The sequence below is a fragment of the Bdellovibrio sp. HCB2-146 genome (assembly GCF_047345725.1).
GTDB lineage: Bacteria > Bdellovibrionota > Bdellovibrionia > Bdellovibrionales > Bdellovibrionaceae > Bdellovibrio.
On the sequence record NZ_JBLEQP010000002.1, the window covers coordinates 977,262 to 1,001,435 of the forward strand.

23 protein-coding genes are annotated in these 24,174 nt (G+C 45.3%); 15 read left to right on the top strand and 8 right to left on the bottom strand.

The window, feature by feature from the left end; genetic code table 11:
• The first annotated feature begins 97 nt into the window (after window positions 1-97).
• From lnt to ACLWOR_RS15630, 4 genes are all read left to right on the top strand, one after another.
• Window positions 98-1,708, top strand: a complete 1,611-nt coding sequence (gene lnt, locus ACLWOR_RS15615) for an apolipoprotein N-acyltransferase (RefSeq protein WP_413941711.1) — start codon at window positions 98-100, stop codon at window positions 1,706-1,708.
• The gene (locus ACLWOR_RS15620) at window positions 1,686-4,016 is read left to right on the top strand and encodes an endonuclease MutS2 (RefSeq protein ID WP_413941713.1); all 2,331 of its coding nucleotides are present in this window, start codon (window positions 1,686-1,688) and stop codon (window positions 4,014-4,016) included. The genes lnt and ACLWOR_RS15620 overlap by 23 nt, the downstream gene beginning before the upstream one ends.
• Window positions 4,016-5,152: a glycosyltransferase family 9 protein gene (locus ACLWOR_RS15625; RefSeq protein WP_413941715.1), complete on the top strand. Its 1,137-nt coding sequence runs from the start codon at window positions 4,016-4,018 to the stop codon at window positions 5,150-5,152. The genes ACLWOR_RS15620 and ACLWOR_RS15625 overlap by 1 nt, the downstream gene beginning before the upstream one ends.
• A gap of 201 nt (window positions 5,153-5,353) precedes the next feature.
• The gene (locus ACLWOR_RS15630; protein WP_413941717.1) at window positions 5,354-6,145 is read left to right on the top strand and encodes a hypothetical protein; all 792 of its coding nucleotides are present in this window, start codon (window positions 5,354-5,356) and stop codon (window positions 6,143-6,145) included.
• 60 nt (window positions 6,146-6,205) lie between these two features.
• Here the strand turns inward: ACLWOR_RS15630 and ACLWOR_RS15635 are convergent, their stop codons facing one another.
• Entirely contained in the window at window positions 6,206-7,066 is an 861-nt protein-coding gene (locus ACLWOR_RS15635) for a PBECR2 nuclease fold domain-containing protein (protein ID WP_413941718.1), read from the bottom strand.
• A 156-nt stretch (window positions 7,067-7,222) separates the two neighbouring features.
• On the opposite strand from ACLWOR_RS15635, the gene ACLWOR_RS15640 reads away from it, so the two are divergent.
• A complete protein-coding gene (locus ACLWOR_RS15640; RefSeq protein ID WP_413941719.1) occupies window positions 7,223-7,537 on the top strand; it encodes a hypothetical protein in 315 nt (104 codons plus the stop codon).
• Between the two features lie 49 nt (window positions 7,538-7,586).
• Here ACLWOR_RS15640 and ACLWOR_RS15645 read toward each other — a convergent pair whose 3' ends face one another.
• Window positions 7,587-9,338 carry an OmpA family protein gene (locus tag ACLWOR_RS15645; protein WP_413941721.1) on the bottom strand — a complete coding sequence of 584 codons (1,752 nt, stop codon included), beginning with the start codon at window positions 9,336-9,338 and terminating at the stop codon, window positions 7,587-7,589.
• Window positions 9,339-9,615: 277 nt separating this feature from the next.
• On the opposite strand from ACLWOR_RS15645, the gene ACLWOR_RS15650 reads away from it, so the two are divergent.
• From ACLWOR_RS15650 to ACLWOR_RS15660, 3 genes are read left to right on the top strand one after another with little or no spacing between them, the layout of a single operon-like run.
• Window positions 9,616-10,041 (top strand): hypothetical protein, encoded by a 426-nt coding sequence (locus tag ACLWOR_RS15650; protein ID WP_413941723.1) that lies wholly within the window; start codon window positions 9,616-9,618, stop codon window positions 10,039-10,041.
• 52 nt (window positions 10,042-10,093) lie between these two features.
• Entirely contained in the window at window positions 10,094-10,402 is a 309-nt protein-coding gene (locus ACLWOR_RS15655; RefSeq protein ID WP_413941725.1) for a hypothetical protein, read from the top strand.
• 31 nt (window positions 10,403-10,433) lie between these two features.
• The gene (locus tag ACLWOR_RS15660; protein WP_413941727.1) at window positions 10,434-11,720 is read left to right on the top strand and encodes a hypothetical protein; all 1,287 of its coding nucleotides are present in this window, start codon (window positions 10,434-10,436) and stop codon (window positions 11,718-11,720) included.
• Between the two features lie 3 nt (window positions 11,721-11,723).
• On the opposite strand, the gene ACLWOR_RS15665 is transcribed toward ACLWOR_RS15660, so the two are convergent.
• The 4 genes from ACLWOR_RS15665 to ACLWOR_RS15680 form a co-directional block, all read right to left on the bottom strand.
• Entirely contained in the window at window positions 11,724-12,008 is a 285-nt protein-coding gene (locus ACLWOR_RS15665) for a helix-turn-helix transcriptional regulator (protein WP_413941729.1), read from the bottom strand.
• Between the two features lie 96 nt (window positions 12,009-12,104).
• Window positions 12,105-12,413, bottom strand: coding sequence for a helix-turn-helix transcriptional regulator (locus tag ACLWOR_RS15670; protein WP_413941731.1), 309 nt, complete (start codon window positions 12,411-12,413; stop codon window positions 12,105-12,107).
• 84 nt (window positions 12,414-12,497) lie between these two features.
• Window positions 12,498-12,746, bottom strand: coding sequence for a hypothetical protein (locus ACLWOR_RS15675; RefSeq protein WP_413941732.1), 249 nt, complete (start codon window positions 12,744-12,746; stop codon window positions 12,498-12,500).
• 95 nt (window positions 12,747-12,841) lie between these two features.
• Entirely contained in the window at window positions 12,842-13,450 is a 609-nt protein-coding gene (locus ACLWOR_RS15680) for a matrixin family metalloprotease (RefSeq protein ID WP_413941733.1), read from the bottom strand.
• Window positions 13,451-13,909: 459 nt separating this feature from the next.
• Here ACLWOR_RS15680 and ACLWOR_RS15685 point away from each other — a divergent pair, with 459 nt between their 5' ends.
• Window positions 13,910-14,908, top strand: a complete 999-nt coding sequence (locus tag ACLWOR_RS15685) for an isocitrate/isopropylmalate dehydrogenase family protein (RefSeq protein ID WP_413941734.1) — start codon at window positions 13,910-13,912, stop codon at window positions 14,906-14,908.
• On the opposite strand, the gene ACLWOR_RS15690 is transcribed toward ACLWOR_RS15685, so the two are convergent.
• Window positions 14,909-16,675, bottom strand: coding sequence for a hypothetical protein (locus ACLWOR_RS15690; RefSeq protein WP_413941735.1), 1,767 nt, complete (start codon window positions 16,673-16,675; stop codon window positions 14,909-14,911).
• A 203-nt stretch (window positions 16,676-16,878) separates the two neighbouring features.
• Here ACLWOR_RS15690 and ACLWOR_RS15695 point away from each other — a divergent pair, with 203 nt between their 5' ends.
• The 3 genes from ACLWOR_RS15695 to ACLWOR_RS15705 all read left to right on the top strand — a co-directional run bounded on the left by ACLWOR_RS15695 (window position 16,879) and on the right by ACLWOR_RS15705 (window position 18,959).
• On the top strand, window positions 16,879-17,232 hold the full coding sequence (locus ACLWOR_RS15695) for a 4a-hydroxytetrahydrobiopterin dehydratase (protein ID WP_413941736.1): 354 nt from the start codon (window positions 16,879-16,881) through the stop codon (window positions 17,230-17,232).
• A gap of 57 nt (window positions 17,233-17,289) precedes the next feature.
• Window positions 17,290-17,664 carry a hypothetical protein gene (locus tag ACLWOR_RS15700; RefSeq protein WP_413941737.1) on the top strand — a complete coding sequence of 125 codons (375 nt, stop codon included), beginning with the start codon at window positions 17,290-17,292 and terminating at the stop codon, window positions 17,662-17,664.
• 128 nt (window positions 17,665-17,792) lie between these two features.
• Window positions 17,793-18,959 carry a hypothetical protein gene (locus ACLWOR_RS15705; protein ID WP_413941738.1) on the top strand — a complete coding sequence of 389 codons (1,167 nt, stop codon included), beginning with the start codon at window positions 17,793-17,795 and terminating at the stop codon, window positions 18,957-18,959.
• Window positions 18,960-19,009: 50 nt separating this feature from the next.
• Here the strand turns inward: ACLWOR_RS15705 and ACLWOR_RS15710 are convergent, their stop codons facing one another.
• Complete coding sequence (locus ACLWOR_RS15710; RefSeq protein WP_413941739.1) at window positions 19,010-19,909, bottom strand: Hsp33 family molecular chaperone HslO; 900 nt, start codon at window positions 19,907-19,909, stop codon at window positions 19,010-19,012.
• Window positions 19,910-19,979: 70 nt separating this feature from the next.
• On the opposite strand from ACLWOR_RS15710, the gene ACLWOR_RS15715 reads away from it, so the two are divergent.
• The 3 genes from ACLWOR_RS15715 to pruA are packed head-to-tail and all read left to right on the top strand — an operon-like array spanning window position 19,980 to window position 24,063.
• The gene (locus tag ACLWOR_RS15715; RefSeq protein ID WP_413941740.1) at window positions 19,980-20,471 is read left to right on the top strand and encodes a SixA phosphatase family protein; all 492 of its coding nucleotides are present in this window, start codon (window positions 19,980-19,982) and stop codon (window positions 20,469-20,471) included.
• Window positions 20,468-21,055 (top strand): fumarylacetoacetate hydrolase family protein, encoded by a 588-nt coding sequence (locus ACLWOR_RS15720; protein ID WP_413941741.1) that lies wholly within the window; start codon window positions 20,468-20,470, stop codon window positions 21,053-21,055. Before ACLWOR_RS15715 ends, ACLWOR_RS15720 begins: the two co-directional genes overlap by 4 nt.
• 56 nt (window positions 21,056-21,111) lie before the next feature.
• A complete protein-coding gene (pruA, locus tag ACLWOR_RS15725; protein WP_413941742.1) occupies window positions 21,112-24,063 on the top strand; it encodes an L-glutamate gamma-semialdehyde dehydrogenase in 2,952 nt (983 codons plus the stop codon).
• Window positions 24,064-24,174 lie beyond the last annotated feature (111 nt).

A 24,174-nucleotide genomic window follows, 5' to 3' on the forward strand; every position in this document is an offset into this window, starting at 1 on the left:
AATATCTTCACTCGCAACTTCATAAAGTTTAGAACATGATGGGCATCTAACTCGCATTTTCACAGTGGACTCACTCACTCTTTGTGTTACTAATACCATGATGAAGAGATGGATTCAATTTTTCAAGCAGAAAGGCTACGAATTTCGTTGGGCCTTCCTTGCGGGCGTTTTGGTCGGCACAAGTTACATTCCCTTTCCTCCGTGGGCACTGATCTTTTGCTACACTCCCCTGTGGCTTTTTGCCGTTGCGGACTCAACGACAACTAAGAAATCTTTTTGGGCCGGATGGGTCACACAGTTCACTCTGACCTTGATTGGTTTTCACTGGATCGCTTACACGGCTCACGCATTCGGGCAACTGCCTTGGGCCGTTTCGATTTTAGCATTGCTACTTTTTTGTGCTCTCATGCACCTCTACATCCCGACAGCTGTGGCTTTGGGAACTTATTTGCGCAAACGATTTTCCCTTGGCGCGATCCCGACACTTTTTGTGATTGCCCTCCTGCATGCTCTTTTAGAGCGAGTATGGCCCGTGATTTTCCAATGGCATCTTGGTTATGTTTTTATCTGGGCGAAACTTCCAATTTACAACCTTGCTGACCTTGTGGGTTTTGAAGGATTGTCCAGCCTTGTTCTGCTGTTCAATGCTTGGGTTGGAAGCATTTGGCTGATGCAAAAGGCCACGCGTAAAGCTCTTACTCATGTGGGACTTTTAGTAGCGGCATTTGCAGCCCTCGTTATCGGAGGTGCGATACATGGGCAAGAATGGAAAATTTTTGACCGCGAAGTGCGTGCGACCGTCATTCAAGCTAATATCGGAAACAGCGAAAAGATTTATGCCGAACAAGGGCGTGGCTTTCAAGAGTTCATCACTCAGCGTTTTGTTAACATGACCCAAGATGCGTTTCTTCGTCATCCGACAACAGATATTTTCGTGTGGCCAGAAACTGCCTTCCCCGATTATCTCAATCAACATCTTCTTGGGCGCAAGCACACCAATATTTTGGCTCAAGGTCTGTCGTCAATAAATCGTCCGCTCATCACGGGTGCTTACTCACGCGACGAATTCTCTGATGAGAAAAAAGATCAATCAACCTACAACGCTCTTTTCCTTGTAGATGCGCAGGCTAATAATTTGGACAAGCCCTATCACAAGACCGAGCTACTTGCTTTTGGTGAGTATCTGCCGCTAAGTGAAAAGCTGCCTGTTTTATTGAAGCTCTTGCCATTTATTTCAAACTTTGGGCGCGGCAAAGGTCCACAAACAATGGCCTGGAAATTCCGTGATGAAACAATTCATTGGGGTGGCCAAATTTGCTACGAAGGTCTTTACCCGGAATTCACTCGCAAGCTTTCTGAAAAAGGCACTGACATTTTGGTGAATGTCACGAACGACTCTTGGTTTGGTCGCACCTTTGAACCGAACCAGCACCTGTATATGACACTCGCTCGTGCCATCGAAGTTCGTCGTCCTTTGATTCGTTCGACAAATACGGGAATCAGCACAGCGATTTTAGCGAACGGTGACGTTTTACAAAAATCACCATTACACGAAGAATGGTCCGGCGAGTTCGTGCTAAAATACCGCCATGAAGCTCCGCAAACATTCTATGTGCGCGGTGGACACTATGACTGGATCTTACTTCTGATTGCTTTGGTTACTCTCCTAGGAGGAGGCGCATATTATGCAAGAACTCGTCGCGCTTGATTGGGTTGAAATTCTAGAAAAAATTAAAGGTCACGCGACAAGTGAAGCTGCCCGCGAATCCATTGCCGCAACAAAACCTCTAGCGCGAGCCGAAGATGCTTACGCCAGCTTTGAAGAAATCAGTCACGCTGTTGAAGTATTGAACCAAGGGGTGCGTCCTTACATGCAGAGCTTGGATCTTTTTTCGACTTGGATCACACGTCTTAAAAAGAAAGCTGTTCTAAAAACTCTCGAGATCAAAGACGTTCGCAGCTTCTGTTTGGAAGCTCTGGCTTTAAAAGAAGCCACCTCTGCTGTTGAAAATAACTGGTCCCAAGTTCTTTCGCAAAGTTTGATGAATGCCGAAGAACCGGTCTCAGCTATTGACCAAATTCTGACTCCTTCGGGTGAAATCAGATCCGATGCCAGTGAAACTTTATACCGTCTGTATAAAGAAAAAGAGCGCCTGGCTCGCGAAGTCCAATCGACATTGGATCGCTTGGTGCGCGATCACCAAATGGAAAATGTTTTGCAAGACAAGTACGTGACCACTCGCGAAGGACGTTGGGTTCTCCCAGTTCGCAGTGGAATGCAACATCACCTTCCAGGTGTAATCCATGGATCCTCTCAAACGAAGCAAACTGTTTTTATGGAGCCGGAAAAAGTTATTCCCGCTAATAACCGTTTGCGCCAAATCGAAGTTGAGATTGAAGATGAAATTGAAAGACTCTTAACTGAGCTTTCTCATTACTTATCTTCGCAATCGTCGGACATCGAAAGCAGTCGCCTTTTGATGGAAGAAGCTGATATTCGTTTTGCTCAAGCTCAATTTACGAATTTGGTGGAAGGCCATCCGATTCAATTCTCGGATGAAGCTCTGGAGCTGATTGATGTGAGACATCCGCTCTTACAACTTTCAGGAAAGAGCGTTATTGCCAATTCCGTTTTGCTTGAAAAACAAAAGAGCATTTTACTTTTAAGCGGTCCCAATGCCGGTGGTAAAACTGTTCTCTTAAAGTCTTTGGGCCTTGCCGCACAGATGGCTCGTTGTGGACTCCCAATTTGCGCAAGTGAAACTTCTAAGATTCCGTTCTTCAAAGATATCCTTATTGGTATCGGAGATGCACAAAGTGTGGATGAAGATCTCAGTACCTTTGCCGCACATTTAAAAATTTTGGGCCGCGCGGCGAGCCTGAAAGGTCGTCAGAATTTAATTTTGATCGATGAGATCTGCGGATCAACGGATCCCGAAGAAGGAAGTGCCTTGGCGCGCTCTTTCATTGAAGCCTTCTCTTCCAATGACGTCTATGCCGTGATCACCTCGCATTTAGGTCCTTTGAAATCTGGTTGGGATGAAGAAAGTCATGTTTTAAATGGCAGCCTTGAATACGATCCAAAAACAGGCCGCCCTACTTATCAATTTATTGCAGGTATCCCGGGTGATTCACTGGCGATTCAAACTGCAAAACGTGTGGGTGTGGATGCTAAGATTGTACAACGCGCATTGGATGTTCTAGCCCCTGCCACTCGTGCCCGCCTTGAAGGTCTTGAACAAATTGAGCGCCTAAAAAGCGATATCACGATGTTGCAAGATCACCTGCGCAAAGAAACTAATAAAGCTCTTGAGACTAAGCGCAAGTACGAAGGTTTGCTTGAGCAGTTTAATAAAGACAAAGAAGAATGGTTGCAGCGCACGCTTAAAAAAGCCGAACGCAAAGTGGAAGAAGCCATTGCGCAGGCGAAAGTAGCCGAGACGTTCCAACGTCATACCGCCTTGCAAGAGATCAAACATAAATTACCTGAGATCGTAAAAGCAAAGCCTGTCACTCAGCCCGGTGCTCCCGAATCAGCGGAAGAGTTTGGAAAGAAGTTCCCACCAGGATCGAAAGTTTATGTTCCAGGCCTCAGCCAGGACGGCATCGTGCAAAGTGCACCGAACTCAAAAGGCCAGGTTCTGATCTTGTCAGGTTCGGTTCGTTTGCAACTTCACTGGCAGGAGTTAAAAGCTCCGGGCAAACCACAGAATCCAACGTCACAGTTGGTTCGTCAAAGTGCTGGCTTCTCAATTTCACTTGCCGATGAAGATCGCACATTGGATCTACGTGGTAAAACTGTAGAAGATGCTCTGCAAGATTTAGAGGTGGCCTTGGATCGCGCGGCTTCTTCTCGTGAGGACCGCATGAAGATCATTCATGGCCACGGTACTGAAGCACTAAAAAAAGCCGTCCGTACCTATTTATCTCGCTCCGTTTATGTGAAAAAATGGAAAGCAGGTTCGCCCGAAAGTGGTGGTGATGGAATTACCTGGGTTGAGCTCGGAGAGATGTAATGATCGAAGCTGAAATTGAAAGAATAGTTTCCTTGATTCGCGACACTCATCTTGAAGACGCGGAACAAGAGCTTCATTCTTTCAAACGAAATCATCCCACACATGATGTTAGTTATGTGGAGATGATTTTATCGGCGCATCAAACTCATTATCAAAAAGCCTACGACATCGGTGAACACTTGCTCCAAATCGCGGGGCAAGATCCTCTGGTACGCTTTTATCACGCACGCAACTCTATCGCAGTCGGCGAATGGATGAAGGGACTGGATCTTTTTGATTCTGTTCGCGGTCATCACGTCTTTGGTGGCGATCTTTTGACACCGTATAAGCCTCTTTGGGATGGCCAAGATCTCCGCGGAAAAATTTTATTGATTGCCTGCGAAGGTGGTATCGGAGATGCCGTTTGTTTCTCGAGATTCACCAAACAGTTTGCAGAGCTTGGCGCCAAAGTCATTCTCGCAAGCTATGACGGTCTTTTTGAGTTGCTTCGCCCACTACAGGGCATGAATGCGCAAGTCGATCTGAGTGTCGCGATAAAAACTGATTTTGATTACTGGGTTCCCGCTTTAAGCTGCCCGCGAGTTTTAGGTATCGACTATCAAAATATTGACGGCAGTCCCTACCTCACCTGCCCCAAAGATATGAAAGCCAAGTGGCAGAGCCTTGTCACTTCTTCTCGTCCAAAAATTGGTTTGTGCTGGCAAGGCAATCCAAACTTTAAAGAAGATTACGTGCGAAGTATTCCGGGTGAACTCTTTGCTCCCATGGTTGCGGACACTCGATATGAGTTTTTCAAAGTGCAAGTGAACTCTGAGAATAATTCTTTCACCCACCCCAACCTCAAGGACCTCACGTCGTCAGTAGGCAACCCCAGTGATCTTGCCGGTTTTTTGAGTCAGTTGGATTTATTTATCACGGTGGATTCGGGGATGGCCCATATTGCCGGCGCATTGGGAGTCAAAACTTTGCTTTTAAATCGCGTGATGGGTTGGTTCACATTTGGACACAAGCCTGATCACGAGAATCTGCAAAGCACACCGTGGTACAACTCGATGCAGATTCTCCATCAGAAACGTTGGGGGCAGTGGGATGAAACTATTGCTCGCGCAATAAAATCTATTCCTACTCTTCTTTAAGTACCTTCTATTTTTCCTCGGAATAAATAACCTGCAAACCCACAAACGGCACTTTGCGCAGACTTTTCCGCCTCAGTTTGAGAGTGTCTCATTCTTAGAAAAATCGCTCGCACAACCCCCTGAAATACCAGCGCAATTTTCGTCGTTTCAGAGTGAAATATGGCACTTCAATTGCTCTAGTAATCAGTATCAGGGGGACATATGAAAGCATCTAATCAAAAAACATTCACGGTTCTTTTCCTAGTAAGCATGGCACTCTTTATGACTGCTTGTGGGAGTTCGAGCCAAGAATCTTCATATGACTTCTCAAGCCGCACGCCGGTGACTCCTGATTCATCGACAAGCACAGATACAAAAACGGACTCAACTCAATACATCGCCACTTGCAACGAAGGTGCGAAGGCAGACCTCGGCGCAAAACTTAAAATGTATGTTGATGGTTACAATCAATACCGCATGGACCTTGTACAAATTCGTATGACTTCACTTCCTTCTGACTTTGCCGTGAACGGTTCATACATTGGCTTCTGGAAATGGTTGGCGCAATCAACAGGCTCAACCCACATGGCTGGCTACCCATTAAACTTCATCGTCATCGATTCACAAACAAATCAAGCTCTGACTGGTTGGAGAACAACTCTTTTGTGGGACGATGTAAAAGCAAAAGCTTCCCAAATGGGCATCAAAAACTCTGCAGATTTTTTCAAACGTGCAAAAATCGTTGTCGATCTTCAAACAGCTGAAGACGCTTACAAAGTAACAGAGTACGACGCTTTAAAGATTGTTTCTTACAACAGATCGACTCAAAAACCAGCATTGCAACTTGATGTTTTGCTTCCACCATTCAATGCAAATCCAGCGGATTATGCAAAAGAATCTTCAGGGGCGGCTCGTGCTTCTGTCCTTCAGAACCTGCACCCACTTAAAGCTTACGCAAATCAAGGCTACACAAGCGCCCAACTTCTCTCTGCAACAAAAAGCTTTTGCTTCTAATATTGAGAACTCTTCCCTGATAAAAAAAAACGGATCGCAAGATCCGTTTTTTTTATTTTGTTAGTGGGCTGATTCCTGGCTGACTTCATCCGCCTGCAGATTTTCTCCTTGGCGGTAACGATCGACCAAAGTGCGATCCGTGGTGGGGAATGAGAACAACAAAGAATGAACATTTGATGTTTCATCCTCTTGAGTCACCGCGATATAGGTGAGCTCTTTGGTTTCATGATCTGGGAATTCACGAATAAAACTCACCAAAACATTTCCATCCAAATCGTTTTTGCGCCAAATCTCATCAGCACTTTCGATCGTCTCTTCACGAAGCTCCGCAAATTTCGGGAAATCCTCTTGCGAAATATCTTTGTCACCGCGAACTTTCATCATGGCCTGATAAAGTCCCAAAGCTAACGGATCACCTTCTGACAGCGCATCACCTTCAATGGCACCTTCGGATGCTTTCTCGAAATTGATGTCATATACCATATCGCCACGCTGATAATGCTTCACCATGCCAGGAACTTTGGTTGGGAAATGGATAAATACAAAAGTTGGGTACTCTTCTTCGGAAGAAACGTAAGCCACCGCCACATAAGTAAAGGTCTCAGCGTTTTCGGTGTTGAAGGTTTTGATGTATTGATAAACAACAAAGTCTTCGAAGAGTTTATCGTCCATCCAAACTTCATCTGGTTCGTCCAAAGTCGTTTCTAGGAAATTTTCTTTTTCGATTTGTTCTTCGTCAGTGAAATCTTCCGGAGTGCGCATAGATTGATATTCATCTTCCAATTTCTGGATCGCGGACTCGAAATAACCGAAAAGATCTTTCTCTGACTCAAAAATAAGTCCCGCCGCTTCATCGACGACTATGTACTCTTTTTCAGAGCTGCTCTGCTTCTTTTTTAATCGGGACTTTGTTTTTGCCATTGAACTTCCTTCAGTTTCTATTATCGAAAGAATCACTGATCACAACAACAGGAAAAGCTGCGAACGACAAGCCTCGTCATAGCTCGTTTTTACTCTTGCAAGAACTTCAAAACTTCCTCACCATCGAGCTAAGGAACCTACCAAGGAGCCCACTCGATGAGCATCGAAGAAACAAGTTTGGAGCGAATGGAAGCACTCCTCTCTCATTCCGCAATGGGTGTTCACGTTCTATTTGATAATAAGGCTATCGCCTCAGTTCTCAAGGAAGTCCAAGACGATAAGGACTTTTACAGTTTCGACAAAATGAAAAAGGTCCAGGACGTGATGACGGAACTCATCGCCAAGAAAACATATTTCGAAAAAATGGCTTACCTGCAAGCGCTCGACAAAGAATCCTACCAGATGCTCGTGCGCGCTTACTTCCACATTGTTGAAAACACAGTTCGCGCCAATCATGAGCATTCACACTAGCCTCTGGTCTAGTTAGAAGCATCAAACGAGGCCGGGTCACCGGCCTTTTTTATTTATAGTAAACCTTCAACACCACTCGACGGTTGCGCTGCTTGCCCACTTTGGTTTTGTTACTCGCAATCGGACGAGCCTCGCCGTAACCGGCAGCTGCGATGGCGCTTGCGGGCATGTTCAGCTCTGCAATCAAACGCTTCTTCACCGCGCGAGCACGTTTACGACTTAAGCGAAGATTGTATTCATCATTGCCGTCGGAATCCGTGTGACCCTCCACGATAATTCTCCCCACATTCACACCACGCAGACTCTCGATATTTTTCATAAAGTATTTCTCTGAGGTCGGTGTCAACACGTCCTGAGCTGTCACGAATTCTAAATTCGTCAATTCAATCGTGCGATCGGCCTTTGGTGGATCAATTACTTTAATTTGTGCACGTGCCACCTTTTTGAATTTATCGGTGACTTTTACATAAACGATTTGAGGCTTCAAAGGCGCTTCGAAGAAGCCCTCTGACGTCATCTCACCTTTGCCTTTTTCAATCGCATAAACATAAGGCTTCGTTCCGCCTTGAGCTTCTAGCTGCAAGCTGCCGCCAGTGTAAACCGTCATGTCCTTTTGTACGAACGAAACAGGTGTGCTGGAAACTGTCTCAACAGTGGTCGTAACTTTCTGTCCTGTTTCGCTAATGAATTCAATGCGCGTTGAACCTTGAGTGACACCTAAAAATTCGCAACCTGAAGAAAGATCTCCGGGACCATCTAAGATCGTACAAGATTCAATCTTCTGATCGTTCTCTGCGTAAAACTGAACTCGCTCACCAACTTGAACAGTCGGATATCCTGGCAAAACTGTGAACGCTTTTAAAGCTTCCGCTGGAGCCGTGTTACCGCTCGTTTGAACTTCACTTTCACCACCGGCAGGTTTCCAGTAATAAACTAAACCTGCAAAAAGACGATAAGCCGGAGCTAAAGTTTCAACTCCTGGCTCGACTGTCGCACCCCAATCAAAATTCAAATTGCGGTACCAACGATGTTTCATCGCCAATAGAACGTCCACAGATGATGCGTCGACGGCATCATTGTAAGGGTCTTTATTTAAAGGATAGCTTGTGAAAATTTCCGCCACCCAACGCGCCGTTTTGGAAAAATCATTGGCGATCGCATAAGAGGCCGTCATCTGATCACGAAGTGGAAACATATGCGCGTCGGATGGTGTGTCGCCCGGACTGCGCCAGCGATAACCTAAATTCAAACCTTGAACCAAGCCGCCGACTTTCCAACGATAAGCCAATTCGATATTTCCAATGGGCTTAGGATTGATCCCTGTGTATGGACTGTTTTGTACGTTCGGTAAATCCAAAGATGCCAAAAGAGCCCACCGTGGATCTGCGACATCACCAAAGGTGTACTTCATTCCCGGACGAAAACTATGAACTCCTTCGCTTACATTTACGATGACTCCATCCTGTCTTTCGGTGTCGTGCTTTAATAACACTGGCATCTGAAAACTGAATTGCAAAGCCTTCGTCCACGCATAGGCGATACCGAAGTCGTATTCAAAAAATGAGTCTTCGTAATCCATGCGATCTTGAGCCGCCAAAGTTCTATAAACCAACAAGTGATCTTTGGCGTAGTTCAGGTAATTACTAAAAGCAAAATAACCTTCCGGAAGAGGTCGTGCGGAGTGAACCGTGATAAAATCCAGACCATCCGTATTCGGTGAAAAGGTCTGCATATCACCAAGCACATTTGCATAAGAAGAATGACCACAGAGAAGAACGAATAATAGCGATATAATTCTCATTGTTGTTGCTTCCAAGATGTTGTGTTCACTCTATTAGATGGAACAAACTTAGAGGGGTCAACAATCCAAGGTTAACTCTAGACTGAGAGGAGACGAGAAATCTCCTCTGAAGAAATTAAAAAAATACGTCAATCCTTTAAACAGCCTCCCCTTACCAATTTAAGTAGCGAAAAAACGTCGAACTCTTAGAGTCTTAAATCGGCATCAATGTTTGATTTTTCTGCAAGTCACAAAAGTCTCAGTTATTCTGGCCACAGACACGTTGTCGGAGGAAGGCATGAGAGCGCAAACCATGAATGGTCTGATCGCAGTCATCTCAGCCAGCTTAGTGTTAGCATCATGTGGATTTAAAAGTGGGCTGCAAGCTGCCAGTAGCAGTCAGGCTCATTACGGAGCGGCAGAAAAATTTCAGCAGGTTGATGTCTCGGCACCGATTATCAGCGAGTTTGCTGCCGTGACAGCCCCACCAAATGGAGTGGTTCTCGAATGGAAAACCGACATCCCATCGACCTCGCAAGTGAAACTTGTGAGCAATGAATCTGGCGACGTGATTCAAACGAAAACGGATAACACGCTTCGCACTCATCATTCTGTGAAGGTTATGGGACTTGCCCTCGGGCACTCTTACGCCGCACAGGTGGTCAGCGTGTCCGAAGATTTAGGATACAGTTTGAGTGATATTATTGAGGTGAACGCTCGATAAGGAGCTAGCCCTTTGACTTAAGTTTCCCACCGCAAAGCCGATAGGAGAGTTTGTGAAATATCGAATTTTCTTATCGGCTTTCTTTTTAGCGACGCTCTGGATGATTCCTGCACAAGCAGAGTATCGAGTGTTTCTATTGAAGATCTCAAAGAAATCCGAAGACCCCACCATGGCAACAGACTTTCGTCAGGTGGAATCCACTCTCGATCCCGATCAGTATCGCTATTACTATCCGGTGGCAGCAGATGAAATCGTGACTTATACGGACACATGGCGCTGCTATGGCCGCACCGATCAATTCAAACCTCACTGCCCCAATCCCAAAGCCCAGATTGCCCCAGAGGAAAAGCCAGAGACTTAGTCGAAGTGTGTCTTTATGATACACTGAGTTCATGTCGTCAATTGACAATTCCACGAGAAAAGCCCAGCAAGCGGAACTGAATGAACTTCAGACCGAACATCAACGCAAAAAAAAGCAAATCGTCCGTGACGGCGAAGAGCAACTCTCAGATCTCAAAGAATACTATGGCGATAAAAAAACTCAGCTCGCAGAACAGAACGAAGCAGCGATCAATCACATTCGTAAAAGACAACAATCTCTGAATGATTCTGCCAGTGAAGATCGTCAAAAATTGACAGAGAACTACAACGCTAAAACCGCTTCTCTCGCAAAAAATTACGACGAAAAATTAACAAGTCTCCGCGACAAACGCCAACAACAAATTGCTTCCACGAAGGCCGACACAGATCAGCGTCTACGGGAAATTGAAGACCATTCCCAGTCGCAAATCGCCAATGTTCGTTCTCGCGCTGAAAACGATATGCGCGAATCAAAAGAAAAATACAATAAAGACATGGCGCAATTGAATCAGTACTCAGAGCAGCGCCTGCAACGTCAGCGCAGCCAAAATGATTCAGCTTTGCAAAATGAAGTTCAACGCGGACGTGTCGCCCAAGAAAAAGTTCGAAGTCGCAACGAGCGTGATGTTGCAAACTTACGCCAGCGCGGTGACGACCAAGTCGCTCGCACACAAGAAAATTATAATCAAAAGCTAAAGCGTACGGATGAAGAATTCGCACGTGATCACGAAAAGCAGCACGAGTCTTGGGTAAAAAAAGAAGAGACGTTAAACTCTCAGTACGCAACGCGCCTGATTCATTCGAAAGATGCAAATGAGAAACAGCTTAAAACTCAGAATGAGCGTTTCAAAAGCGTCTATCAAAAAAATGAAGAAGCCCAACGTGAGTCTTTAGATATTCAAAACGAACGCTATCTGAAGCAACTGGCAGAAACACGTAAAGACTTTGTGACCAAAGCCACAAAGTACGCCGAAAAAGAAAACGACCCCTTTTACAAGGTTCAAAACCGAGGCAGCACGATGAGTGAGAACTCGGATTTCTATATCTTGCGTGCCTATGTCCCTGAGCACGAAAAAGACTCCGTTAAAGTTTCTATCCAGAAAGATCGTGCGACCATTTCAGGTCAACGCTCTTTCAAAGATAAAATTGAAGACGAAGGCAAGATCGTCAGCAGTAGCAACTATCAAAGTTTCAGAGAAGATTTTCCATTCGAGACGCCCGTTATGACCGAAGGAATGACAAGAGAACGAAGTGGCGATTGGGTGGAATTTAAAATTCCTAAATTTTCTACTGGACCGCGATTCAGTCGAAAAGCCTAAAGCTTAGGCCTCTTTTTTTTCTACACTAAAAGCAGCTTCACAAGGCGGAAGAAGATCTTCCAAGAAATAAGCCGCCAATTGGTGACGTCCATCAACAGCTGCTTTTTTATAAAGACTCAATGCTTGTTGGCGAACTGTTGTTTCGGTTGTGCCTCTCTGTTTGGAGATCTCTTTGAGGCTTAGCCCACGAAGAATAAGAAGGCCAACTTCAGACTCAGTCTTTGTTAACCCCCACTTTTCGAAGTGGCTTTGAATGTAAGTATTGAATCCTATCGATTTGTCCATCATGTCCCCATGAAACATTAATAAAACCGCCCTGTCATTAAACAAATGTGAGGTTCTCATCTCTTTTTCAAAAAGTGCTTCCCGGAAATACGTGAGGGGCTACTCAGACTCACCGCATATATTCATTAGTCTTTCAATAAAGAACCCGGCAAGCTGATGCCTTCCATCCACGTGCGCTTTTTGATAAATCTGAAGACTTTGCTGACGAACAGTAGCTTCTGTTGTCGTGCGAAGTTTTGCAATTTCACGTAAAGCAAATCCCTTCAACAACAGCATTGCGATTTCGCTTTCTGATTTCGAAAGACCCCACACCACAAACTGCTGCTGAATTGGGCCTGACATTCCACCGCGGAATACACAATTAGTACAAGACTCACGCGGATCAATCAGATTCCGAAAGCATTTCATGTTCACAATAGAACATCAGAAAAATCACTTCGTCATCTAGCATTCGTTGTATGTCAGATATTATTTCAAACAAATATTTTATATTTATACTTTGAGAACGTAGCGCACTTCTCTCATCACGAATGAAAAACGCGCTTGAAGATCAGAGAGAGTTTCGATGTTCGCGGCTAATTGTGACAGGACATCACATTCGACAAGAGTACGATCAGACAACTCATGATAACTTTTGTGAGAGACAAATGTCTCTGGTAAAGAACTTGTTAAAGAATCATTCAAAACACTTTCAGATTCCACGTTTGCTTTGGTATTTTTCGTGTCTTGAATAGATCTCATGAGTTCTCCTTCATCCAACTAACAAGTTTAGAAATTAAATTTCAACTCACACAACTTAAAAAAACTTACATAAAGTTATTACAAGAGACATGGAATCAGTATTCGCATTGAAGCGAAGTTGAATCCGTATCTGCTACTGAAGTTCGATCCACACCGTTTGCAAGATAAGTGGCCATAACAGAACCGCCGGTGTCTTTATGCTTCAGTCCAAGCACATGACCTAGCTCATGCAAAACCAGCGCCTCCATATTGACGCCATTATGGGCTCCGCCGCTGACGTAAAAGTCGAAGTTTTTGTTATTGAGACGAATATCGGCTTCTTGAATCGCATCGCCGATCCAATAAACACTCGTGCGCGCTTGTTCTGAGGCCTTGCTGTCTTCCCACGTATCAAGGAAATAGATGACGTTTTCGCCGTCTTTATGAGGGGCAATTGGACCTGTCACGCGTGGAGAAGTAACAATGTTAAAAATCTTTTTACCTGCCGTGCGATCCCAGCTAGCAGCTGCTTCCACGATGGCCGCAACATATTCTTCAGGAACACTTGCGTGAATTTTCATCGTCACTGGAACAGCACCCTTCCAAGAGATTCTCTCGCCATAGACGTTTTGCACGAAGCCGCAGTCTTCTTGCGATTTCGGCGCACAGGCTTGCATAGTCAACATAGATGTCAGGAGCAAAGCTACTCCAAGCCACTTCTTCATGCGAGCGACCTCCTGACTTTGACCAATACAAAGTCAGCGCCAACCTGGCATTTCCGCAATTGCTACTTAAATACTTGAATTAATTGGCTTAAAATATCCGGCAGAATCCTGCCCGCTTTTGAGCATTTGCCTAAAGATGCTGTTTCGATTTTGGACGACGCCCAAAAATCAACGCAAGTAGATGAATTTATTGAGCTTAGGAGCTGTCAATTTTCTCAACACCCGCTCGCCGCAAAGTGTGGTGCAAAAAGTGTCTGAAAAACTTGGTCCGTGCTTTGCTTTATAGGAATGCATGTCTCATTTTGAGACCACATCGGCACCCTCCCACACTCGTGGAAACCTTCGGTGCCCCCAGCACATCCCACAATCCAACCCCGGGTGGAGGAGTTTAAAAGAAAAGCTCCCAAGGCCACCTGCCGCGTGCTAAAAGGGCCCCACAATAAGAAAGGCCTCACTTCAATGATGAAACTTACAGTGATTCCGGGCGATGGTATCGGCCCAGAAATTATGACCCAAGTAGTACGCGTCCTTAAACATGTTCATGCTCCATTTGAGTATAATGAGCATCAGGCTGGCGAAGTTGCCCTCAACACAATGGGCGAACTCCTTCCTGCATCAACTTTGAAGGCAATTGAAGAAACAAAGTTAGCCATCAAAGGACCTACGACAACTCCGATTGGTGGCGGTCACAAATCTATCAACGTCACTCTTCGCCAAAAATTTGATCTTTACGCAAACGTCCGTCCTGTCCGCTCACTTCCTGGCGTTCAGTGCGTCTGCCCCGATGTGGATCTCACAATTGTTCGTGAAAATACCGAAGACCTTTACGCTGGTATCGAACGTATGGTCGATGAAAACACAGCTGAAAGCATCAAACGCATCACTCGTAAAGGCTCTGAGCGTATTGCTCGTTACGCTTACGATCTCGCACAAAAAATCGGTCGCAAACAAGTCGCGATCGTTCACAAAGCCAACATCATGAAAATGTCTGACGGTTTATTTTTGAAAGTCGCTCAAGAAGTTGGCTGGCAATATCCTGCAATCCAAACAAAAGACGTGATCGTAGATAACGCCTGCATGCAGCTGGTGACTCGCCCACAACAATTCGACGTGATCGTAACTGAAAATCTTTACGGAGATATTTTGAGTGACCTTTGCGCGGGTCTTGTTGGTGGCTTGGGTGTCGTGCCTGGTGCAAACATCGGTGAAAACATCGCGGTCTTTGAAGCGGTTCACGGATCTGCCCCAGATATCGCAGGCCAAAACAAAGCCAATCCGACGGCGCTCTTGCAATCAGCAGTGATGATGCTTCAACACATTGGTGAAAATGCGAAAGCAGACGCGATCATGAAAGCTTTGATCGCAGCTCTTGCTGACAATAATGCAAGAACTGGTGATTTGGGTGGTCGCGGAAACACGACCACTTTTACAGACGCTATTATTCAAAATTTAAAGTAATTATTTTTTCAGGCACTTCAGCACAGCTGCGGTGCCTGCATATTCCACGACGTGACCCATTGAATAGCCCTTCGCCGTGCAGTAGCGGTTTCCGCAAGTGCTCATAAAGCGCTCCATCTGCAGATCTGTTGACGGTACATTCGTTTGCAGATTCGGATTGTTCGAGTCTATACAATTATTCGCGACATCATTCAGCACTGCTTGGACTGTCGGTAAGCTGCCCGCGAAATCACGGTAACAATGCACTTGTGCCGCATTGTTATTCCCAAGTTCGACCACCCGTCCATCTGCATAACCTTTTTTAGCGCAATAGCGATAACCGCACACATAGAAAAACTTGATCCAGTTCGACGCATTTTTAGCTGGGTCTAATGAGTTGGGGTCTACTCCCGCATCTGCGCACAGATTTAAGATATTCGCTTTCGTATCATTGAGGATTTGTAGAGGTGTCCCGCTTTTTTCAACTTCTTTCACGCAAGAACCCACGTAGGTCGCAGGAGTCTTTTCATAACGACATTCTACTTTTGAAAGACCATTTTCCATTTCAATCACTCGACCTGACGGCATTCCTTTGATATTCGCACAGTATCGATTGCCGCACGTATTTTTAAAGCGAACCGTTGACCAGGCATCTGTTGGCATATTCTTCGCCAACGTTGGCACTGAAGTATCGATACAGTTTCTGGCAATTTCTTCGTTCGAGATGCCTGGGAAAATTTGAATCATTGTATTGAGATACTTCGTTGTTTCTTTCACATCTGTACACGGGACTTCACAGCTCGGATAACCGTAAGACCCGGTCAAAGTTCCATTGTCACAACGACGTGTTTCGGACTCACAGACTGCAGCCGATGCCGCTTTATAACCAACGACAGTTGCACCATGGGCTACTGTTTGACCATTGAACAAGCACGACTTTGGCGCCCCCACGGAACAAGACGCGTAGGAGTACGCACCACTTAAAGTTCCATTGTTACAAATACGCGTTTGCGAAGCACACGATTGGCCATAATCAACGCTTGAAGAAGCATACGCTGTCACCGTTTCAAGATGCGCAACCGTACGTCCATTAAATAGACATGATTTCGGTGCGCCCACCGCGCAAGAACCGAACGTATAGGTACCGCTTAATTTTCCATTGTCACAGACGCGGGTTTCTTTTGAGCAAGAGTTTCCGAAATCCACACTTGATGAAAGATAGGCTGTAACAGATTGCCCGTGAGGAATCGTGCGGTCGTTAAACAAACACGCACTTGGGGCGCCGACCTCACAACTTGAATAAGAAAAAGAACCCGACAGAGTGCCATTATCACATGAACGAACTTCCGATGTACAAGATTTGCCGTATTCTACGGATGAACTTTGATAAGCCGTGACGTTTGAACCATGTGCGATTGTTTTACCATTAAAGAGGCAGGACTCGGGAACTCCCACTGCGCAACTTGCATAGTTATAAGATCCCGACAAAGCCCCGGCTTTACAAACGCGCGTTTCAGCTTCACATTTTTGCCCATATGAAACCGATGAGTTCAGATAAGCAACAACACTTTGGCCTTCTTCTAAAATTTGACCGTTGAAATGGCATGTTTTCCATTCAGGAACTTCGCCACCTGGAGTGCAGAGAGGATCTGCGGGATTTAAGGTACATGGATCTGAACCGACGGAAGCCAGATCAGCTGTTTGCGAAAAATTTACGGGACTGCAGTTTTGAAAGCCGAATACAACAAGTGCGCCCAGTACAACCAAATGAAAACGATCCCACTTCATTGATTTCCCCCCTCAGAAAAATCACCGAAACCTGGCCGTTTTAATTATCGACACAAAAGTCCTGTTTCAAAAGAGCGCTCAGTTGTTTTCTTATTTTGAGACAAGTTTTTCAAACCCTATCTGGTTGCCGAGAAACACCACGTGATGAATAGCAAATTGACTTAGATGTGTAAGCCTCCAAAATAAAGCCTATCGAGGTGCCTATGCTCACAGCAAGCGATCTATTGAGTAAATCCTCCCACAACGTCAGCCAGAGCCTTTCTGAAGGCGATGTTCAAGAGAACCTGACTCAGATTCCAAAGTGGCAGCTTGTCGAAGGCAAGCTTGAGCGATCATTTCATTTTAAAAACTACTATCAGACGATGGCGTTCGTGAATGCAATTGCATGCGTGGCCCATGCCGAGAATCACCACCCGGAACTCATTGTGAACTACAACAACTGCATCGTTCGTTTCAGCACGCACTCTGTAAATGGAATTTCGGAAAACGATTTTATTTGTGCAGCAAAAATTGATGCGCATATCGCCGTCTTTTTACCGCGCACCCTAAATCACTGACAACATATCTTTGATTTCGAAGGCAGATTGAAATAGTGTCTCTATGTAGAGGTGCAAATGCGTTTCAATAAATTGTCTGTCATTCTTGTTGTTGTTGCCGTTCTCGCAACGGTTCTTGTTTCAAACATCGTTCGCGATATGCATGATTCAAAAGAAAAAGCACGTCTCGAAAAAATTGTTTCGCCAGCCATAGATAAAGCAGTCGAAGGAACACCTGATCCAAAGCCAAAGCTTTCGTTTTTGACTCCGACAGATCAATCACTCGTTGTCGTTCTCAGCTGGGAACAAACACCGGAAGCACATATAAAAAATGATATGCGCGAAAAAGTCAGTACAGCAATTCGCCGCGAACTTTCCTCTGACCCAAGTTCGTGGGGTCGCCATATTTCGGTGATCTTTGACGATGAGGTGGTCACTCAAGGAATCAAATAGATCTTGATGTCAAAAGGTCAGACAAGAAATCCGACAGCTTGAAATTTGCAGCGTCTCATCTTGAGAGGGGTGGCGTTTTCTATTTCTCGTTCCTTGAATGACGCTAAAATGGAGTCACCGGGGGATATATGGCTACGGTTTTTAAAGTTATTGGCGTCTTCGCCTTTATCTTGATTCTTCAAGGCTGCAACTCAAACTCTTCATTATCCACAGGCTCAAATAACAATAACTCCGCTGGATCTGGTGAGCAACCAACTCCCCCTCCTCCTGGGGGTGTCACGATCCCCACTCGTTGCAACAGTGCGCTTCCCGCCAACGCACAATTGGTCAATGTTTCAAATCCCACCAAAGTCATCGGAACTGGAACACCTGCAAGCTGTACATTTGCCGCATTAAAATCTGCGGTGGCCGCTGGTGGGATTATCACGTTTAACTGCGGACCTTCTCCCGTCACAATTCCCGTTACTGCGACCATGAATCTGCCAACCAACGTGAACACGGTCATCGACGGTGGTGGTCTCATCACCTTGGATGGGCAAAGTGCTGTACAAATTTTGCGATACGAATCCAGTAACTTTATGGTGCTAACGACGAAAGTAACCTTACAAAATCTCACTTTTATTAACGGCAAAACAACACCTGTCGATAAAATCCCGACGGCTCCTGCACCGTGCTCGCAAGGTTATGATGACGGCCAAGGTGGCGCCATTTTCATGCGCGACGGAAATCTTGCAATCATCAATTGCACGTTCTCCAACAATCAAGCAGCCCTCTTGGGACCCGACACCGGCGGCGGCGCGATTTACATTCTAGGAAGCAAATCAGGACTAACAATTGCGAACAGCGTTTTCATGAATAACAAAGCCAGCAATGGGGGCGCCGTCGCAGGTTTATTTGCACAACTAGAAATTTACAACAGCCTTTTTCAAAACAACATCGCAACCGGAAATGGCGCCAACTACAACGACGCCTCAAAATGCTCCGTCGTTCACGACGGACAAAATCAAGCAGGCTCTGGCGGAAACGGCGGCGCGATTTACCAAGACGGCGGCCGATCAACGAACGTCATTCTCTGTGGGGATTATATCGTAAACAACAAAGCCGGCGCCCAGGCCAATGCCGGCGGCGTCTTCATGACCAGCAACGATTATACAGGCTCCATCACTGTCCAAGACTCAATCGTAACAGGAAACACCGGCAACTCTTGGATGAACGCAACAGGCCCCGCACTGGGCAGTGCTTTCGGCGTAAATGCAAAAACGTCGACAGTTATAAATTCAACGTTACAAAAATAATTTGCTCGAAAAAAAAAGATTTAACAAGGTCAGCAAATCCCCGCTCGAAGCTAGTGTAAAGAAGCTTTGTGAACGCGATCTTTTACGTCTTGAATTTCAGAAACTGAAATCGTGTACGGCTTGCCACAAACTTGGCAAGTCACTTCTGAAGATTCTTTTTTATCGATCATGTCTTGAAGTTCCGCTTCGCCCAAAGTTTCAAAAGCACGCAATACGCGTTCTTTCGTGCATGGGCAGAAGTATTCAACTTCGTGTTTGTGGTCGATTTCTTGGAATGGAATGCCTTCCATAAATGGCGCAATCAAATCTGCAGGAGAAGCACCTTCCATCAACATTTTTGAAATGTTTGGTTTTTTGTCTTCGTAATTTTGCTGGATTTTTTCTACCAGTGACTCTTCAACTCCCGGCATGATCTCAATCATCACACCACCAGCTGCTTGAACCTTTCCGTAAGAATCCAGATACACACCCAAAGAAACTAAAGAACGAATCTGGTGCGATTGATGCAAGTAGTGCGCAATATCTTGACCAATTTCACCACTCACCAACTCCACTGTTCCGTGGAAGGGTTGTTTTTGGAAAGGCTGATGACGAGACACGCTCAAAGTTCCGTTACCGATGGCTTCTTTTAAGCTCAAACCATTATCGTAGTTGGGTGGTTGGTATTGAGGGTTTGGAGTATAGGCGCGAACATGACCTTCGTAAGAAGCTTCCGCATAAACACTACCTAAAGCGCCATTGCCTTTAAACAAAAGACCGACTTGTTGCCCATCTTTCAATTGAGAGGCCATTAAAAGAGCACCCACCATACCGCGCCCCAATGCGACGGTCGCTAATGGATAGGTATTTTGCAGGGATTGCATATGTCGAACGACTTCCGTCGCGTTTACTGCAGCCATACGCACAGTGAAATCGCTGGACACAAAACGGTGAACTCGTTCTTTACTCATGACAAACTCCTGGAACTGATGAAAAATAATCGAAAAAGTAACAAAGCCTAGAGAGAGAATCAAGTTTACCATGAAGATTTATATCTTTCGCCATGCTCAAAAAGCCCTCGATTTCTCTGGAGATCCTGATTTAACTCCAGAAGGGCATGCTCAGGCCTCAAAACTTCTAGATCGTGTGTTAAAAGCTGAGTTAGACACGCCTACGCAACTCTGGGTGTCACCGAAAAAGCGCACCCACAGCACCTTTCGACCGCTGGCCCAGCACTTTCGCCTTCCCTTGCAAGAACAAGATGCTTTGCTTGAACAACATGGCGATGAAACGCTGTCAGAGTTCCGCCAACGCATTTTAAACCTTCTGGAAAAAGCAGCAGAATCAAACAATGGCGTGCTGTTTTTGTGTTCTCACTATGATTGGGTGATCGAAGCGATGTCAGTTATTCCGGCTGATACAGATCTCACGAAAGATGAATTTTCCCATTGGAGTCCCTGTCAATATGTCGCCTTTCATATCAACAATGAAGGCGTTTTTGAATATCTCGATTTAAAGAGGATCACACTATGATTCAAAATATTTGGTGCGTTGGAAGAAACTATGCAGAACATGCCAAAGAACTCGGCAACGAAGTTCCTACCGAACCGTTTTTCTTTTTGAAAGCTGGCAGCACAGCCACTCTCAGTGCTAAAGAAATTCAACTTCCGTACTGGGTTGAAGAACTTCATCACGAGGTCGAACTGGCACTGCAATTCGACGAAAACTTGCAAATTGATGAGGCCTGTATTGCTTTGGACCTGACAGATCGTGAAAAACAGAATCAATTGAAAGCCAAAGGTCACCCTTGGACGCTGGCAAAAAGCTTTAAGGGCTCTTGCCCTCTTTCAGGATTTTTTCCGGTCAATGATCTAGAGGAGCTCAAAAACCTCGAAATTTCTCTGAAAATCAATGGCGAGTACCGCCAACAAGGAAATACAAACCAATTCGTTTTCCCTCTAGAAAAGCTTATAGACTTCGCGCGTCAACATTTCCCTATTATGCCTGGGGATCTCCTCCTCACTGGCACTCCGGCGGGCGTAGGACCGTTTAAAAAAGGCGACGTCCTGGAAGCCGAGATCAAAGGGAAAATGCGCCATAGCTGGACTGTCAAATAGCTTGAAATCTGTTATCTCTAGAGCGATTATTCGGCCCACTTTCTAGAGGTAACAAAATGAACGATATCCAAGCGCAAATCGTCGCACGTGGCGAAGAGATTCTGAAACGCATGGAAAGCCAATCCAAGGCTTCCATTTTCTCTAAAGATTTCTGGTACGGCTCCATCATGGAATGGAGTATGAAAAATGAAAAATTCAAAACCAATATGTTCCGCTTCGTGGACGTATTGCCTTCTTTGAATTCTGGCGATGAAGTAGCTCGTCACTTGAAAGAATATTTCTCTGAAGACGGCGGCGCACTTCCACCAGTTTTCAACGTGGGACTGGGCTTGGGATCGTTGGCTCCAGGCTTGATGGCTGGTGCGATTCGTAAGAACGTCACAGCGATGGCTAAAATGTTCATCACAGGCGAATCCCCTGATGAAGCTTTGCCTGTTCTAAAAAAAGCGCGCAAAAACAAAATGACTTTCACAGTCGATATTTTGGGTGAAGCCACTCTTTCTGAAAAAGAAGCACAAGATTACTCTGGCAAATGTATGGAGTTGATTAACTGGCTTGCGAAAGACTCTGAGAAGTGGGACGAAGTTCCGCAAATCGATCGCGACCACGAAGGAGCTCTTCCAAAAGTAAACGTGTCAGTGAAAATGACAGCGCTTTATTCTCAAATCAAAGATCTTGCTTGGGATGAAACGAAAAAGGCGTTGAAAGATCGCCTCCGCCCTATTTTCCGTGCGGGCATGGAAAAAGGTCTTTTCGTAAACTTGGATATGGAACAATACTCTGTGAAACATTTGACTCTTGAAGTGTTCACAGAACTTATCAACGAACCCGAATTCAAGAATTATAAATTCTTCGGTATCGTCATCCAGGCTTACTTGCGTGATTCATTCGAAGACGTCAAATCATTGACTGACTTCGCTCAAAAACGTGGCACTCCATTCTGGATTCGCCTGGTTAAGGGAGCTTACTGGGATTACGAAACGATTGAAGCCGAACAACGTGGCTGGCCAGTTCCAGTTTACACGAATAAAGCGGAATCAGATGCGAACTACGAAGTTTGCGCGAAATATCTTTTAGAAAATATCAAAACAATCCGCCCTGCTTTTGCGTCTCACAACGTCAGAACATTGGCAGCTTGTATGATCTACGCTGAAAAACTCAACATCCCGAAAGAAGCACTGGAGTTCCAGATGCTTTACGGAATGGCTGAACCCATTAAAAAAACAATCGTCGATATGGGTTACCGCATGCGTGAATACGCTCCAGTGGGTGAATTGATCCCAGGTATGGCGTACTTAGTTCGTCGTCTTTTGGAAAACACTTCGAATGAATCATGGTTGCGTGGAAAATTCGCTGACGGCAAAACGACAGCGGAACTCTTGAAGGATCCAGCGCAAGGATTAGTTCCGACGTCTCCAATCATTCCAAAGAAAGCCAACAAGTTCTACAACGAACCGCTTTTGGATTTCGCAGTTAAAGCAGACCGCGAAAAAATGATCAAAGCCATTGCGGATGTAAAAGCCTCATTGCCGATCCAAGTTCCCTCTTTGATCAATGGTAAAGAAATCCGCACGAACAATATCTTTGACCGTGTGAACCCTTCTGAAACGACTCAAATCGTTGCGAAGGTTGCAATGGCTTCTACTCAAGAAGCGGAACAAGCCATGCAAGCAGCGCAAACTGCTTTTGCGACCTGGAAAAACGTTCCGACAGAACAACGTGCAGCTTTGGTTGATAAACTTGCAGATATTATGTCACGCGATCGCTTTAAATTGATCGCAACGCAAGTTTTGGAAGTTGGTAAACCATGGGCGGAAGCTGATGGTGATATCGGTGAAGCCATCGACTTCTGTCGTTATTACGCTAAACACATGCGCGAAATCGCAAAACCACTGCGTGTGGGTGGTGTTCCGGGTGAAAACTCTCAATACATCTACCGCGCTCGTGGTGTAACAGCAGTTATTGCTCCTTGGAATTTCCCGTTGGCTATCTTGGCCGGCATGGTGACAGCTGCTGCTGTGACTGGAAATACAGTTGTGATGAAACCAGCAGAACAATCTATGGCCGTTGCTTGGGGATTGATGAAGATGATCCAAGAAGCAGGCTTCCCACAAGGTGTGATAAACTTCCTTCCTGGTTACGGTGAAGAAGTGGGCGAATACATTGTGAACCATAAATTCACGACAACGATTGCCTTCACAGGTTCAAAAGCCGTGGGTCTACATATTATGAATCGTGCGTCCCAAGTGCAGCCAGGACAACAACACGTCAAACGCTGTATCATCGAGATGGGCGGTAAAAATGCTCTTATCATTGATAACGACGCCGACTTGGATGAAGCAGTTGACGGAGTTCTTTACTCTGCATTTGGATTTAGCGGTCAAAAATGTTCTGCTGCCAGCCGTGTGATTGTTTTGGATGAAGTTTACGATCGTTTCGTCGATCGCTTGGTTGAATCAGCAAAATCTATCGACATCTTGCCTGCTGAAAATCCAAAAGCTTACATGGGACCTGTTGTTGATAAGGAAGCTTACGACCGTATTCTCAATACGATTGCAGATGCTGAAAAAACGAACAAGTTGCTCTTTAAAGCATCTGTACCAGGTGGTGGATACTTTATCCCTGCTACAATCTTCGGTGAAGTTGAAGGAAATGCGAAACTGGCTCAACAAGAAATCTTTGGCCCGGTTGTCGCGGTAATTCGCGCGAAGAACATGGATCAAGCTTTGGAGATTGCGAACAGTACCGAGTATGCACTGACAGGTGGCTTGTTCTCTCGTTCGCCAGCTACAATTGAACGCGTGAAAAACGAGTTCGAAGTTGGAAATCTCTATATTAATCGCGGTATTACAGGTGCGATGGTGGATCGCCATCCATTTGGTGGATTCAAAATGTCGGGCATTGGTTCTAAAACCGGTGGACCTGATTATTTGAAACAGTACATGGAACCACAAGCGGTTACAGAGAATACTCTTCGCCGCGGATTTGCACCTGCCGAAGAAATTTAAAATATTTTTTCACTCCCCTCTTGCAAAGAGATTTCAGCTGTGTTGAAATTTTTAATACGGGAGGGGTGATACCAGGGAAGGCGTCTCGGGAGCATGATGTTCTCACCTCTA